Source organism: Thioclava sp. GXIMD4215 (genome assembly GCF_045291555.1).
GTDB lineage: Bacteria > Pseudomonadota > Alphaproteobacteria > Rhodobacterales > Rhodobacteraceae > Thioclava > Thioclava litoralis.
Map to the genome: position 1 here is coordinate 60,208 of NZ_CP149515.1, position 13,343 is coordinate 73,550.

A 13,343-nucleotide genomic window follows, 5' to 3' on the forward strand; every position below is an offset into this window, starting at 1 on the left:
AATTGGAAACGCAATGATACCGCGCCGATCTGGCAACGGAAAGACAGGCGGCGCACGTAGCAAATAGGACAGGTCCTGAACGGATCGGTGAGGAGTTCGAGATGAAAACGACGATCAAGAAATCCATCGGAGCAGTTCTTCTGGCCACGACCGGCCTCGCCATGGTGGCAGGCGGCGTTTCGGCCCAGCAAGCCCAGCCCGCCCCCGCGCAGTCAGAGGCCCCGATGCCTCCGCGCGATGGGAAAGCTGGCGCTGCAATGGATTTCTCGCGCTTTGATACCGATAAAGACGGTGTTGTAACCCTGAAAGAACTGCAGGCCCCGCGGGCGGAAAAAGCCGCCAAGCTTGATGCGAACGGGGATGGCTATATCACCGAAGAAGAGATGGTTGCCGCAGAGATGGCGGACGCTCAGGCCCGCATCGAGAAGCGCGTGAAGGCCTATTTCGAGATGATGGACAGCAATGGCGACGGTAAGCTGAGCGCAGCCGAGCTGGCCGCCAAGCCCGATCCGGAAATCCGGTTCTTCATGATGGCCGATACCAATGGCGACGGCAAACTTGATGCCGACGAGCTGGCAGCGGCCAAGCAGAAGATGGCGGCGGGCCATGACCGTTTTGACGGCAAGGGTGGTCCGCGTGGCGAGCGTGGCATGCGCGGGGATCAGGGCGCAAAAGGCGATCATGGTGCCCGTGGGGACCAAGGGGGCCGTGGGGATCACGGTGCGCGCGGTGACGGGCATGGCCCGAAAGGGGATCGTGGTCCGCGCGGTGACGCGAATGGCCGCCCGCCCATGCCGCCCGCAGATGCGCCCGAGGCTCCCGCAGCCGATAATGCAAACTGAGTTTGGTCTTCCATAAGTGATTGGCCGGTCCGTTTTTTCGGGCCGGCTTCGTTATGTGTCTGGCGCTCTGTCTTGCGGAAATTCCGGTATCTGCTAGGGGGAGAACAGGCGAAAGGAATGGCAGTCGAAATGGGGGCAGAAACATCCGACGAGGCATTGCTTCTGGCCTATGGTCAGGGCGACCGTGCTGCAGCGCAGGCGCTGACAGTGCGCCTTGCGCCATTGAGCTATCGTCTGGCCTGCCGCATGCTGCGCGATGAGGCCGAAGCCGAGGATGTGGCGCAGGAAGCCATGTTGCGGCTGTGGAAAATTGCCCCGCAATGGCGTGTGGGGGAAGCCAAAGTTTCCACATGGCTGTATCGTGTGACCTCGAATCTGGCGACGGACCGTTTGCGCAAACGGCGCGCCACATCTTTGGACGAAGCGGGCGATCCTGCCGATGAAACTTTGTCTGTTGATGAACAAATGCTGGAAAATCAGCGCGCTGAGGCGTTACAATGGGCACTGGACCAGTTGCCGATCCGCCAGAAACAGGCGGTGATTTTACGCCATCTTGAAGGTTTATCCAATCCGGAGATCGCGGAAGCGATGGAAACCGGCGTGGAGGCCGTAGAAAGTCTGACAGCACGGGGGAAACGTGCATTGGCCGCCCTGTTACGCCAACGTAAGGATAGTCTTGGCTATGACAGGGATTAAGGCCGTGAAGGAGGGTGTGATGATGGTTGACGAACATAAGCTTGAGCCATTCTGGCAAGCCGCGCGGGACCAGCAGCCCGAGCCGTCGCCCGAATTTCTGGCGCGCGTGCTGGCGGATGGTCTACAGATGCAGGCACAGCACTTGCGTCCCGGCGCTCCGGGGGCGGCGGATGTGGCCTGGACCGGCGGTCTATTCGGTCTGATATCCGTGCTGCGCGATGCCGCACGCAACTGGTTGCCGATGGGCGGCATGGTGGCGGCAACCTGCACGGGCGTCATTATTGGTTTGTCGAGTGGCAATCCTTTGTCCTATGTTGGGCTGAAGACGATTTCCACCGCTGAGGCAACAACTGTTGAGCTGTTGCCGACCGGTGATCTGTTCTCCGTTGCCGCGCAGGTCGCAAGCGAGTCTGGAGCTTATTAAATGAACGAGACAAGGCGCAAAGGGGATCGTAAGACCCGCTGGGCACTTATGATTTCCGTCACGCTCAATCTCTTGGTCGCAGGCGTTATCATTGGCGGTGCCTTCGGTCCCGCCAATCGCGGCCCCCAGCCGCCGCAGGTCGGGCTGGGGCCTTTTGACCGTGGGTTGACCGATGCGGACCGCCAGACCCTGACCAAGATGGCCAAGGCCGAAGGGTTCGAGTTCAACAATTATCCCGGTGCTATGGATGTCTGGCTGGACAGGATTCTGACGGCGATCGAGCAGACCCCCTATGACGAGGTCGCCGTGCGCGATGCGCTGAATGCGCACCGGATGCATATCGTGTCCCGTATCCAGACCGGCGAGGATATTATGGTGAAGTGGCTCGGGACACTCACCCCCGAGGACCGCAAGACCTTTGTCGAGCGGATTCGCACCCATGAAGAAGAAGGGGGTGGCCCGCCACCGCAGCATTAGCCTGCCGCGTGAGCGGTTGCAGGACGCGCTGTTCGAACGCCCCGCTGGAAAAACCGGCGGGGCGTTTTGTTGTTCCTATCGCTGTTGCGGGGGCTTCGGGCCTTGGGGGCAGAGGCGGGGGCGGGGGCGTTCAGGCGGCCGAGGGGCAGGGAAAGACCTGCACCTGATTGCGCCCGTTATGTTTGGACAGCAGCATCGCGTGATCTGCCGCCTCGAACAGATGATCGATGGACCGGAGGCGCTCGTCGCCCAGCACCAGCCCGATCGAGATCGTCACGTTCAGATCCGGCCCATTGGCGCGGTGGAAGGGGCGTTCGTTGATCACCCGACAAAGCAGGTCCGCCGCCAGTCGCGCCTCTTCGGGCGGGCAGTCGGGCAGAGCGATCAGGAACTCCTCGCCGCCGATGCGGGCAAGGAGGTCATTACCGTCCAGCACGGTGCTCAGACGATGGGCAACCTCGGTCAGCACGCTATCTCCGACGGCATGGCCATAGGTGTCGTTGATGTCCTTGAAACGGTCCAGATCCAGCAGCATCACGGCAAAATCCTTGCCGGTGCGGCGGGCATGATCGGCGATCCGTTCCAGCTGCGGCATGGCATAACGGCGGTTATACAGCCCCGTCAGCGGGTCGATCGTGGCAAGGCGCAGCCCTTCGGTCAGGTTCTTCCGGCTTTGGTCAAGGCGGCGTTTGCGGGCCAGATGGCGGCGCAGGCGTAAGGCGATATCCTCGGTGGTTTCGCGGGCGGTCATATCGGCGGGCAGCACATCATCGGCCCCCAGATCCAGAGCCATCACCGCCGTTTCGCGGGCCTCGGCCTCGGCGGCAATGCAGATCACCGCCGCTTTCGATCCGGCACGGGCACGCAGCTCGGCCATCAGGCGCAACCCCTCGTCGCGGCGCGACAGATCCGCAGCCAGAATAAGCGCGTCGAAAGCGCTTTGGGCTTCGGTGGCCACGCTCAGCGCCTCGGAGCGTTCGAGAATGGTCAGGTAATTGGCGGGGAGATGCCGCGCCAAGGCCTGTTTCCATGCGGCGGCCTGCACGCGGGTCGGGGCGATCAGCCCGATCCGTGCCGGTGCGGCGAAGGTGGCCGGCCCTTCGGCAAAGCCCAGATCGCGGAAGGTGCTTTCGCGCAGGCGCATTTCGGCATCGGTGGAACGGGTCCGCAGCAGGCTGCGCAGACGCGCCAGCAGCAGCACCTCGTCATAGGGTTTGGGCAGGCAGACATCGGCCCCCGCCCGCAATGCGGCCAGACGGTTGGCGATATCTTCCGGCTGATGCAGGAAAATCACGGGAATTTCGCTGGTCAGCGGGTCGGTTTTCAGATGGTGCACAAGCTCCACCCCGCTCATATCCGGTTGCGCCTGATCGATCAGGATCAGCTCGGGGCGCTCGCGGATGGCAAGGTTTAGTGCCATCTGCCCGTTACTGGCCAAGACGACATCGTAGCGTGCTCCGGCAAGCTTTGCCTTGAGCATGATGCGATTGGTCGCGATCTGGTCTGCAATCAGGATCTTGCCTGCCATGACGCCTTGTTCTCCCTCGGCGTTAATTCACTTGTGCATATTGCTTGGTATTAGGTTAATAAAATGTTTCGACTTGTCGGAAAGGAAATTCAAATGCGGCAAGAAACTGCCGAAGAGATCGCGCTTGGTGCATTGGGCTGGCTGGCTGGTCGGGAAAACCTGCTGGAGGCCTTTCTCAACGTCAGCGGCGCCGAGGCCAGCCAGATCCGTTCCATCGCGCGCGAGACCGGTTTCCAGACGGCGCTGCTGGATTTTATCCTGACGCAGGACGCATGGGTGATCGACTGTGCGCAGGATCTGGGCTATCGCCCCGACGAACTTGTTGCCGCGCGGGCCGTTCTGGGCGGCGGCGACCAGATGCATTGGACCTGAGGAGCTTTCATGCAGATTGCGGCGCTGCTGTTTGACAAAGACGGAACCCTGTTCGATTTCCATGCGACATGGAGCGCATGGGCCCGCGATCTGCTGCAGCATCTGTCGGACGGCGATCCGGCCTTGGCAACGGTGCTGGCGGAGGCCATAGACTATGACCTTCAGGCGGGGCGGTTCCGGCCCAGCTCGGTGGCGATTGCGGGAACAATGGACGAGATCGTTGCCGCGCTGGCCGCGCATCTGCCGCAATGGTCCCGCGCGGATCTGGCGCAGGAGATGCACCGCATGGCGCAGGGCGCACCGCAGGTGGCCGCAGCACCGCTGGCAGATTTGCTGCCGCGCTTGCGTGCGCGGGGGTTGAAACTGGGGGTGATGACCAATGATGCCGAGGCGTCGGCGCGGGTCCATCTGCACCGCGAGGCGGCGCTGGATTATTTCGACTATGTGATGGGCGCCGATAGCGGGTTCGGGGCCAAACCCGATCCGGCACCGCTGCTGGCACTGGCGCAGAAGCTGGGGGTCGCGGCGGAGGCTTGTGTGATGCTGGGTGACAGCCTGCATGACCTTCAGGCGGCAAAAGCGGCGGGTATGATGCCGGTCGGGGTGCTGACCGGTCCGGCCACCGCCGAGGTGCTGGCCCCTTTCGCGCAGGCTATTCTGTCCGATATTGGTGAATTGCCCGAATGGCTTGCCAGTCAGGGTTGAGGCTGATGTCTTATGACGGGTTGAGGGTATTTTAACAGTCAGGATCTAGGCTGGGCGCATATGTCGCTTAACCCGGGTCCGATTGTCATGCATGGCCTTATAAATACCTCGATTCAGACCTTTTTGATTGGAAATTACGGCACGGCTGTCTGGCTGGATGTCGCGACTGAAATCGGCATTCCTCCCGAAGGCTATGAGGCGATGCTGACCTATGACCATTCCCATACGGACGCCTTGCTGGCGGCGGCTTCCACACGGCTGAACAAGCCGCGGCTGGGCTTTCTGGAAGACCTCGGGGCCTATGTCGCCATGATCGAGCCGGTGCGCAGGCTCTTGCGGTTCAGCGGCCCCGACTATCCGGAATTTCTGTTATCTCTGAACGAGATGCAGGGCAGGGCGCAGATGGCTCTGCCCGATCTCGAAATGCCGGAACTTACCTGCTCTCTCGAGCATGTGGGGGTTTACCGGCTGTCCGTTCATAGCAAGATGCTGGGCTGGGGGGCGGCGATGACCGGTCTGGTCCGCGCGATGGCCGATGATTACGGGGCTCTGGCCTTTATCGAATATCTCGATCATGTGCAGGATCGGGGCGGCGTCTGTGACGACCAGATGGTGCAGGAAGACGTTTTGGTCACCCTGCTTGAAGAAAGTTTTGCCGAAGGTCGCAGCTTCGACCTCGCGGCACCGGCGGGGAGAGTGTGATGTTGATCAGCCAGATGGAGACCGCCCCCGTGCCGCGCGCGCCCACCTTGTCGGTCGAGGCTCTGGGCCAGTTGATGCCGATGTTTCTGTGGCTGGACGGGGATGGCACGATTTTGGGCATGGGGCCGACCCTGATGAAAGTGGTGGGCGGTGCCTCCGCGCTCGGGCATTCGGTGACGGATTGCTTCCAGATGGGGCGGGGCCGGACACGGCAGGCCACGTTCGATATTTCCCCGTCGCGGCGGATCCATCTGACCCCGCGCAGCTGGCCCGACGTGTCTTTGCGTGGTGTGGTGGTGCCGATCGTCCAGCGGGGGGTGATGCTCAACCTGACATTCGGGGTGCATCTTAACAAGGCAATCCGGGCCTTCCGCCTGACCGAAGCCGATTTCTCCACCTCCGACCTCACGATGGAGCTGCTCTATCTGCAAGAGGCCAAGACGGCCGTTCTGGGAGAGTTGCGTGCGCTCAATCACCGGCTGGAGCGCGCCCGCCGCAGCGCGGAAGATGCGGCGCGCACAGATCCGCTGACCGGCCTGTCCAACCGCCGCGCCTTCGATATCGCACTGGAGGCCAGTCTAGAGGCCGGTCGTCGCGGGGGGGCGCCCTTCGCGCTGGCCCAGCTTGATCTGGACCATTTCAAGGCGGTGAATGACACGCTTGGCCATGCGGCGGGCGATCATGTTCTGGCGGTGGTGGCCAAAATCCTGCGCGAGGAAACGCGCGAGATGGATGTCGTCTCGCGGGTGGGGGGCGATGAATTCGTGATGCTGCTGCGCGATTCGGTCGATCCGGAGCGGCTGCGGATGATGGGCGCGCGCATCATTGCCCGTCTGGAAGAGCCGATCCCCTTCGAGGGGCATGAATGCCGGATTTCAGGCTCGATCGGGGTGGCGATGTCGCAAGATTACGACGATCCGGTGGCGGAAGAAATGATGGCCGATGCCGATGCCGCGCTTTACACCTCGAAGCGGGAAGGACGCGCCCGTTGCACCCTGTCGGTGCCGGGGTCGGGGGGAGCATCCTAGGCAGGCCCTTTCACGGGCCGCCGTGCAGGAAAACCGCGCAAACATGCGGCTTTGCGCTGCGGAGCACAGCCTTTTGTGCGGTGTCCTGCCCACGGGCAGTTTCCGCACGCGGCAGTGGCATAATGTCGCATTTGGGCTTCCCATCCGCAGGTGCTTTGGCTAGGTCTTCGCGCATGAGCCAGAATTTTCCTATAGCCCGTCCGGGAATGCGCATCGGCCTCTTGGGGGGATCTTTCGATCCGGCCCATCAGGGGCATGCCCATATCAGTCGTGTGGCACTACGGCGGTTCGGGCTGGATCAGGTCTGGTGGCTGCTCAGTCCGGGCAATCCGCTCAAGGCCAAGGGGCCTGCGCCGCTGGCCGCGCGGATGCGGCGCGCGCGCGAGGTCATGCCCGATCCCCGGATCAAGATCACCGATCTGGAACAGCGGCTGGGCACATGTTTTACCGCCGATACGCTGCGTGCGCTGCAGGCCCATTATCGGCAGGTGGATTTTGTCTGGCTGATGGGGGCGGACAACCTGATCCAGATCGACCGCTGGGATCACTGGCAGGATATTTTCGACCGGATGCCGGTCGGGGTTCTGGCGCGCCCCGGGGTGCGGTTGCGGGCACGCTGTTCGAAAGCGGCGCGGGTTTTCGCCCATGCCAAACTGCCCGGATGGCGTTCGCAGGAACTGGCGGCGGGGCCTGCGCCGCGCTGGTGCTTTATCAACATGCCGATGTCTTCGGAATCCTCGACCCGTATCCGCGATGCCGGAGACTGGAAAAGCCCTGCGCGCGAAGCTTGAACCAGAGCCTCGCGCGGGTTATTCTCGCCAGACATTCCAGAAAAAGGCGGTTTGGCACGATGCAGGTTTCTCGGCGCGGTTTCGTTACGGGTCTGGCGGCTTCTACTCTTGGGCTGGCGGCACCGCCGACATTGGCGCAGGCCCAGGTGGCCTCGGGCGAGGGGTATGTGCAGGCGGCGCGGCTGGGGGGCGATGTCGGCTATGTGGTGATGGATGCGCGCAGCGGGCAGGTGCTGGAAGCGCGCAACCCGACGATGGGTCTGCCGCCCGCCTCGACGGCAAAAACCATCACGACGCTTTATGCCCTTGAAACCCTTGGAACAAACTACCGTTTCGGCACGTGGCTGATTGCGACGGGGCCGGTGGTGAATGGCGTGATTCAGGGCGATCTGGTCCTGTCGGGCGGGGCGGACCCGACGCTTTCGACCGATCATCTGGGGGCAATGGCGGCAGAGCTTGCGCGGATCGGGGTGCGGGGCGTGACGGGGCGGTTTCTTGTCTGGGGCGGGGCGCTGCCCTATGCCGAGGAAATCGCGAAGGACCAGCCCGTTTATGTCAGCTATAACCCCTCTATCTCTGGGCTGATCCTGAACTATAACCGCGTCTATTTTGCGTGGAAACGTGCCGGAAACGGCTATCAACTGACGATGGATGCCCGCGGCGACAGCTACACGCCGACGGCCTATACCGCGTCGATGCAGGTGGCAGCGCGCCAGTCGCCGCTTTTCGCCTATTCGGATCGCGGGGGAAAAGAGCAATGGACGGTGGCGGCCCCTGCCTTGGGGCGCTCTGGGTCGCGCTGGCTGCCAGTGCGGCATCCGACGGCCTATGCGGGGGATGTGTTCCAGACGCTGGCGCGCGGGCAGGGCTGCCCCCTGCCCAGCCCGCAAGAGGCCAAGACGGCTCCTGTCGGCACGGTTCTGGTGACCCATGCCTCGCAGCTTCTGCCGACTATCCTGCAGGATATGCTGAAATATTCCACCAACCTGACGGCCGAGGCGGTGGGGATGACCTCCTCGACGGTGCGTGGTTTGCCGGCCGCGCGCGGGCGCTCGGGGACCGCGATGAGCCGGTGGATTGCAGCGAAGGCGGGCACGCAGGCGATCGATCTTGTCGACCATTCGGGGCTGGGCGGCGCGTCGCGTGTGACGGCGATGGATATGGTGCGGGTGATTGCCGCAGGCCAGCCGATGGGTCTGCGCAACCTTGTCAAACCTTTCAAGCTGCGTGATGCGGCAGGGCGCAACCTGCAAAGCCAGCCTTTTGCGGTAGATGCGAAGACCGGCACGCTGAATTTCGTGTCCTCGCTGGCGGGCTATATGACGGCACCGAACGGGCGCGAGCTGATGTTTGCCATCCTGACCGGCGATGTGGACCGCCGCCGCCGCACGCAGGACGAAGATCGTCCGGCGGGGTCGGTGGAATGGGTGAAGCGTTCGAAAATACTTCAGTCGCAACTGCTTATGCGATGGGGTGCTGTTTACGGCTAACCCCTGCGCAGTCGGTATTCAGGCCGGTAGCACCATATGACGGGCGCGGGCTCCACGCTCGATTGCGGCGGCGTGCAGGCGGTCAAGCCCCAGTTCGATCCGCGTTTCTTCCAGCATGCGCAATTCGGGCTGGTTGAGAAGCCCGTCGGCTGCGGCTACATCGCAGGCCAGCGCATAGGCGGTTTCGGACATCGCTTGCGGCAGGCTGTCGCGCACAAGCCCGAATAGCGCCTCGATACCGTCTTCCTCCTCGAACAGCGCAAAGACGGTGCGGGCGATCGTGCCGATCCGGTCCGCATCGTAATCGGCAAAGACCGGCAGGTGGTTCACGATGCGCTCGATCGCCACCAGTTCCGAGGTGCGGATCTCTTCATCCGAGGCGGAAACCGCCACCATGACCGCCACAAGGGCATCTTGCGGCGAAAGCGAGGGAAGGGCATCCGGCATGGTCTTTGGTCCTTTGCAAACAGGGTTATGAGGCTTGAGTTATTGACGACCCTGCCCGCGTTCAATAGGGGAAGGGCAACGGGGCGGTTTTTCGCCCAATTCCACCGTTATGAGGTATAGCATGAGCACTCTGCGCGACGCCGCACTGAAGTCCAAAGCATGGCCCTTTGAAGAAGCGCGCAGCATCCTCAAACGGTACGAGAAACAGCCGCCCGAAAAGGGCTATGTGCTGTTCGAGACGGGCTATGGTCCCTCGGGGCTGCCGCATATCGGCACCTTTGGCGAGGTGGCGCGCACGACGATGATCCGCCGCGCGTTTGAAGCGATCTCGGATATCCCGACCCGCCTGATCTGTTTCTCGGATGACATGGACGGGATGCGCAAGATCCCGTCGAATGTGCCCAATCAGGAGATGCTGCACGAGAACGCGCAAAAGCCGCTGACCTCGGTGCCGGACCCGTTCGAGGAATATGAGAGCTTCGGCCATCATAACAACGCGATGCTGCGTCGTTTCCTTGATACGTTCGGCTTTGAATACGAGTTTTATTCGGCAACCGAATTCTACAAATCGGGCCAGTTCGACGAGGTGCTGAAACGCGCGGTCGAGCGCTATGATGACATCATGAAGGTGATGCTGAAATCGCTGCGCGACGAGCGGGCCTCGACCTATTCGATCTTCCTGCCGATCCATCCCGAGACGGGGCGTGTTCTTTATGTGCCGATGAAATCGGTGAATGTGGCGGATTACACGATCACCTTCGACGACGAGGATGGCCGCGAATGGACGCTGCCGGTGACGGGCGGCAATGTGAAGCTGCAATGGAAGCCGGATTTCGGCGCGCGTTGGGCGGCTTTGGGCGTCGATTTCGAGATGTATGGCAAGGACCACTCGACCAACACCCCGATCTACGACCGTATCTGCGAGATCTTGGGCGGCAAGAAGCCCGAGCATTTCACCTATGAGCTTTTCCTTGATGCCAATGGCGAGAAAATCTCGAAGTCCAAGGGCAATGGCCTGTCGATCGACGAATGGCTGACCTATGCCTCGACCGAGAGCTTGGGCTATTTCATGTTCCTCAAGCCGAAGACCGCGAAACGGCTGCATTTCGATGTCATCCCGAAGATGATGGACGAATATCACCAGCAGCTGCGCGCCTTCCCCGATCAGACGCTGGAGCAGCAGGTGGCCAACCCTGTCTGGCACATCCACGGCGGTCAGCCGCCGGAATCGAAGATGGTGGTGCCGTTCTCGATGCTGCTGAACCTTGCGTCGGTGGCAGGGGCTGCGGATAAGGACGGGCTATGGGGCTTTATCCGCCGCTATGCGCCGGAAGCGACCCCCGAGAGCCATCCCGATCTGGATCAGGCGGCGGGCTTCGCGCTGCGTTACTTCGATGATTTCGTGAAGCCCACGCTGCAATTCCGCCTGCCGTCGGATCAGGAGCGTGCGGCGCTGGAAGATCTGCTGGACTGCCTGCAAGATCCGGCCCGCGCTGTGGCCGAGATTGCCAAGAAAAACGACGCCGAGGGCAAAGGCGAGGCCGCTCCCGAAGCCGATATGACCTCGGATGATTTCCTGCAGACCTTGGTGTTCGCGATTGGCAAGAACCACGGGTTCGACAACCTGCGCGCGTGGTTCCAGGCGCTGTACGAGGTGCTGTTGGGGCAATCCCAAGGACCGCGTTTCGGCGGGTTTATCGCACTTTACGGGGCGGATGAGACCGTGGCGCTGATCACGCGTGCGCTGAAGGGCGAACTGGTCGCCTGAGCCAGATCCAAGACTTGTGAAACCGCTCCGGATTTTTGCTTCGGGGCGGTTTTGTTAACTATAGATTGAGCTATCCGCGCGACACTTGGCCTATCTCCTGCCAGAGGTGCTGCCATGCTTGTCCGTCTCAGTCTATGCTGTCTGCTTGCCGGTGTGTCTTCCGGTTATGCATTTGATATTGATCGTGATTTCTTCATAGATACCGGCATGTCCAGCCTTGGGGCCTATCTGGCGCCCGAGGTGGCACTGGGGCCGAATCTGTCGCTGCGGCTGCCGGTTTATGCGGCGGAGCTGGGATCTGTATCTGTTAACCAGAGAGGCACGGCCTTTCACGGCGGGCTCGACTCGTTTCAGGGCGGGGTGGTGCTGGATTACAGGCCGTGGGAAAATGGTGTGTTTGTCTCGGGGGGTGTGCTTTGGGGCGGATATGATTTTTCGGGACAGTTGCGCGAGATTGACACCGGGAGCGGCCCTGTATCGGGGGCCTTCGGTTTCGAGGTGGCACAATCGCAGGATGTGGCGCCGGTGGTGTCGGTGGGCTATCGTTATTTCTCGGGCTCGGCGTTTTATGCAGGGGTCGAGCTGGGCGGAAAAATTGCCACCCATACTCTGCATCTGACGGGGCTCGAGGCGCTTGATTCTGTGGACAAGCGCGCGGTCGAGGTGGAGCAGGCCCGCATTAATGCCGATCTGGAGGAAGTCTCGGTGGTGCCGTTTATGACGGTTTCTGCCGGTTTTGCCTTCTGAAATCCTCGCCCTGTTGCGCCGGCTGTTGCAAGCGGACGCTGCGGTCGGAAGATGTTCATACCTGAGGACCAGCCTGTGATCAGATGCCGTAATGGGGCTCGGCGCGTCCGACCAGCACTGTGAGTTGATCACCGTGTGGAGTTAAGGTGTCGTTACCCTTTGGCACGCCAGTTGCGTGTCAAAGGGGTCGTGCCGTGAAGCGCGCCCCTATCAGGTAAATGATGAGGGCAACGACATGGAAGTTTATATTGGTTTGGACGTTTCGCTGATAAGCACTGCGATCTGTGTGGTGACGGCGCATGGGAAGGTGGTCAAGGAAACGACGGCTGCCAGTGAGCCCGAGGAGTTGGCAAGCGTCCTGCGCAGCCTGGCAGGCAATCCGGTTGCTGTGGGTCTGGAAGCCGGACCTCTGTCGCAGTGGCTGCACAAGCACCTGACAGAGGTTGGCTTCAAGACTGTGTTGATGGAGACGCGCCTCGTGAAGGGGGCCATGAAAGCGATGCCGATCAAGACCGACCGGCGCGACGCCCAAGGGATCGCGCGTCTGTTGCAAATGGGCTGGTTCCGGCAGGTCCATTGCAAGTCGTTGTCGGCGCAGGAAATGCGGGCTCTGCTTACAGCGCGGAAGTCGATCCAGAAGGCCATGCTGGACCTTGAGTTGTCGATCCGTGGCGTGCTGCGCAACTTCGGGCTGAAGATCGGGACGATTTCCAAGGGGCGCTTCGAGGAACGGATTCGGGAACTGAGCGCCGGCAATCCCATGCTGGAGGCCGCAGCCAATCCGATCCTGACAGCGCGCAGGTCCTTGCGCGATGAGCTGGCTGGTCTGGAAAAGCTGCTCCGCGCGCACGCCAAGTCCGATCCCATCTGTCGCTTGATGATGACAATGCCTGGTGTCGGCGCGATCATCGCGCTCACCGTCAGATCCGGCATCGACGATCCGGAGCGATTTCACTCATCGAAGGATGTCGGCCCATGGGTCGGCTTGACGCCCCGACGGGACCAATCCGGGGAGCGCGACGTCGTCGGCCAGATCACCCGGGCAGGAGATGCCTCCTTGCGCACGGCGCTCTATCTGGCCGCGACGGTGATGTTGAACCGAGCGCGACCCAACTGGCTGACAGCTTGGGCGTTGCGTGTTGCCGGGCGGCGCGGGAAGAAACGTGCGACGGTCGCTCTTGCGCGGCGCATCGGGGTCGTGCTGCACCGCATGTGGCGTGATGGCACCGAGTTCCAATTCACACGTGAAAAGGCGATGGCCGCGTCGGCGTAAGCGTCGACGGCCACCGAATACGCGCAACCTGCAAAAGGAGGATAGGGCCGCGC

General features: G+C 61.9%; 15 protein-coding genes. 13 read left to right on the forward strand and 2 right to left on the reverse strand.

Annotation, left to right across the window (positions count from 1 at the left end; genetic code table 11):
* The first annotated feature begins 101 nt into the window (after positions 1–101).
* From WDB86_RS00265 to WDB86_RS00280, 4 genes are all read left to right on the forward strand, one after another.
* A complete protein-coding gene (locus WDB86_RS00265; RefSeq protein WP_339107750.1) occupies positions 102–842 on the forward strand; it encodes an EF-hand domain-containing protein in 741 nt (246 codons plus the stop codon).
* Positions 843–959: 117 nt separating this feature from the next.
* Positions 960–1,538 (forward strand): RNA polymerase sigma factor, encoded by a 579-nt coding sequence (locus WDB86_RS00270; protein ID WP_339107749.1) that lies wholly within the window; start codon positions 960–962, stop codon positions 1,536–1,538.
* 19 nt (positions 1,539–1,557) lie between these two features.
* Positions 1,558–1,962, forward strand: coding sequence for a hypothetical protein (locus WDB86_RS00275; RefSeq protein ID WP_406736270.1), 405 nt, complete (start codon positions 1,558–1,560; stop codon positions 1,960–1,962).
* A complete protein-coding gene (locus tag WDB86_RS00280; protein WP_339107747.1) occupies positions 1,963–2,439 on the forward strand; it encodes a periplasmic heavy metal sensor in 477 nt (158 codons plus the stop codon). It abuts the gene before it with no gap.
* Positions 2,440–2,569: 130 nt separating this feature from the next.
* Here WDB86_RS00280 and WDB86_RS00285 read toward each other — a convergent pair whose 3' ends face one another.
* On the reverse strand, positions 2,570–3,967 hold the full coding sequence (locus tag WDB86_RS00285) for a diguanylate cyclase domain-containing protein (protein ID WP_339107746.1): 1,398 nt from the start codon (positions 3,965–3,967) through the stop codon (positions 2,570–2,572).
* A 93-nt stretch (positions 3,968–4,060) separates the two neighbouring features.
* Here WDB86_RS00285 and WDB86_RS00290 point away from each other — a divergent pair, with 93 nt between their 5' ends.
* From WDB86_RS00290 to dacB, 6 genes are all read left to right on the forward strand, one after another.
* Complete coding sequence (locus WDB86_RS00290) at positions 4,061–4,339, forward strand: DUF3572 domain-containing protein (protein WP_339107745.1); 279 nt, start codon at positions 4,061–4,063, stop codon at positions 4,337–4,339.
* Between the two features lie 9 nt (positions 4,340–4,348).
* Complete coding sequence (locus WDB86_RS00295; protein ID WP_406736271.1) at positions 4,349–5,044, forward strand: HAD family hydrolase; 696 nt, start codon at positions 4,349–4,351, stop codon at positions 5,042–5,044.
* Between the two features lie 60 nt (positions 5,045–5,104).
* On the forward strand, positions 5,105–5,746 hold the full coding sequence (locus tag WDB86_RS00300; protein ID WP_406736272.1) for a heme NO-binding domain-containing protein: 642 nt from the start codon (positions 5,105–5,107) through the stop codon (positions 5,744–5,746).
* The gene (locus WDB86_RS00305) at positions 5,746–6,774 is read left to right on the forward strand and encodes a GGDEF domain-containing protein (RefSeq protein WP_406721023.1); all 1,029 of its coding nucleotides are present in this window, start codon (positions 5,746–5,748) and stop codon (positions 6,772–6,774) included. The genes WDB86_RS00300 and WDB86_RS00305 overlap by 1 nt, the downstream gene beginning before the upstream one ends.
* A gap of 173 nt (positions 6,775–6,947) precedes the next feature.
* The gene (locus WDB86_RS00310) at positions 6,948–7,565 is read left to right on the forward strand and encodes a nicotinate-nucleotide adenylyltransferase (RefSeq protein WP_339107741.1); all 618 of its coding nucleotides are present in this window, start codon (positions 6,948–6,950) and stop codon (positions 7,563–7,565) included.
* Positions 7,566–7,624: 59 nt separating this feature from the next.
* Positions 7,625–9,055, forward strand: coding sequence for a D-alanyl-D-alanine carboxypeptidase/D-alanyl-D-alanine-endopeptidase (gene dacB, locus WDB86_RS00315; protein WP_406736273.1), 1,431 nt, complete (start codon positions 7,625–7,627; stop codon positions 9,053–9,055).
* 18 nt (positions 9,056–9,073) lie between these two features.
* Here the strand turns inward: dacB and WDB86_RS00320 are convergent, their stop codons facing one another.
* Positions 9,074–9,502 carry a tellurite resistance TerB family protein gene (locus WDB86_RS00320; protein WP_339107739.1) on the reverse strand — a complete coding sequence of 143 codons (429 nt, stop codon included), beginning with the start codon at positions 9,500–9,502 and terminating at the stop codon, positions 9,074–9,076.
* 121 nt (positions 9,503–9,623) lie between these two features.
* Here WDB86_RS00320 and WDB86_RS00325 point away from each other — a divergent pair, with 121 nt between their 5' ends.
* The 3 genes from WDB86_RS00325 to WDB86_RS00335 all read left to right on the forward strand — a co-directional run bounded on the left by WDB86_RS00325 (position 9,624) and on the right by WDB86_RS00335 (position 13,290).
* On the forward strand, positions 9,624–11,270 hold the full coding sequence (locus WDB86_RS00325) for a lysine--tRNA ligase (RefSeq protein ID WP_406736274.1): 1,647 nt from the start codon (positions 9,624–9,626) through the stop codon (positions 11,268–11,270).
* A 114-nt stretch (positions 11,271–11,384) separates the two neighbouring features.
* On the forward strand, positions 11,385–12,017 hold the full coding sequence (locus WDB86_RS00330; RefSeq protein ID WP_406736275.1) for a hypothetical protein: 633 nt from the start codon (positions 11,385–11,387) through the stop codon (positions 12,015–12,017).
* Positions 12,018–12,252: 235 nt separating this feature from the next.
* A complete protein-coding gene (locus WDB86_RS00335; RefSeq protein ID WP_406736276.1) occupies positions 12,253–13,290 on the forward strand; it encodes an IS110 family transposase in 1,038 nt (345 codons plus the stop codon).
* Positions 13,291–13,343: the final 53 nt, after the last annotated feature.

Bases quoted from the DNA above. Each gene is read 5' to 3' on its own strand.
- WDB86_RS00320 (WP_339107739.1), bottom strand. From the start codon at position 9,502: ATGCCGGATGCCCTTCCCTCGCTTTCGCCGCAAGATGCCCTTGTGGCG.
- WDB86_RS00305 (WP_406721023.1), top strand. From the start codon at position 5,746: ATGTTGATCAGCCAGATGGAGACCGCCCCCGTGCCGCGCGCGCCCACC.
- WDB86_RS00310 (WP_339107741.1), top strand. From the start codon at position 6,948: ATGAGCCAGAATTTTCCTATAGCCCGTCCGGGAATGCGCATCGGCCTC.
- WDB86_RS00300 (WP_406736272.1), top strand. From the start codon at position 5,105: ATGTCGCTTAACCCGGGTCCGATTGTCATGCATGGCCTTATAAATACC.
- WDB86_RS00295 (WP_406736271.1), top strand. From the start codon at position 4,349: ATGCAGATTGCGGCGCTGCTGTTTGACAAAGACGGAACCCTGTTCGAT.
- WDB86_RS00330 (WP_406736275.1), top strand. From the start codon at position 11,385: ATGCTTGTCCGTCTCAGTCTATGCTGTCTGCTTGCCGGTGTGTCTTCC.
- WDB86_RS00275 (WP_406736270.1), top strand. From the start codon at position 1,558: ATGATGGTTGACGAACATAAGCTTGAGCCATTCTGGCAAGCCGCGCGG.
- WDB86_RS00325 (WP_406736274.1), top strand. From the start codon at position 9,624: ATGAGCACTCTGCGCGACGCCGCACTGAAGTCCAAAGCATGGCCCTTT.
- WDB86_RS00335 (WP_406736276.1), top strand. From the start codon at position 12,253: ATGGAAGTTTATATTGGTTTGGACGTTTCGCTGATAAGCACTGCGATC.
- WDB86_RS00270 (WP_339107749.1), top strand. From the start codon at position 960: ATGGCAGTCGAAATGGGGGCAGAAACATCCGACGAGGCATTGCTTCTG.
- WDB86_RS00285 (WP_339107746.1), bottom strand. From the start codon at position 3,967: ATGGCAGGCAAGATCCTGATTGCAGACCAGATCGCGACCAATCGCATC.
- WDB86_RS00280 (WP_339107747.1), top strand. From the start codon at position 1,963: ATGAACGAGACAAGGCGCAAAGGGGATCGTAAGACCCGCTGGGCACTT.
- dacB (WP_406736273.1), top strand. From the start codon at position 7,625: ATGCAGGTTTCTCGGCGCGGTTTCGTTACGGGTCTGGCGGCTTCTACT.
- WDB86_RS00290 (WP_339107745.1), top strand. From the start codon at position 4,061: ATGCGGCAAGAAACTGCCGAAGAGATCGCGCTTGGTGCATTGGGCTGG.
- WDB86_RS00265 (WP_339107750.1), top strand. From the start codon at position 102: ATGAAAACGACGATCAAGAAATCCATCGGAGCAGTTCTTCTGGCCACG.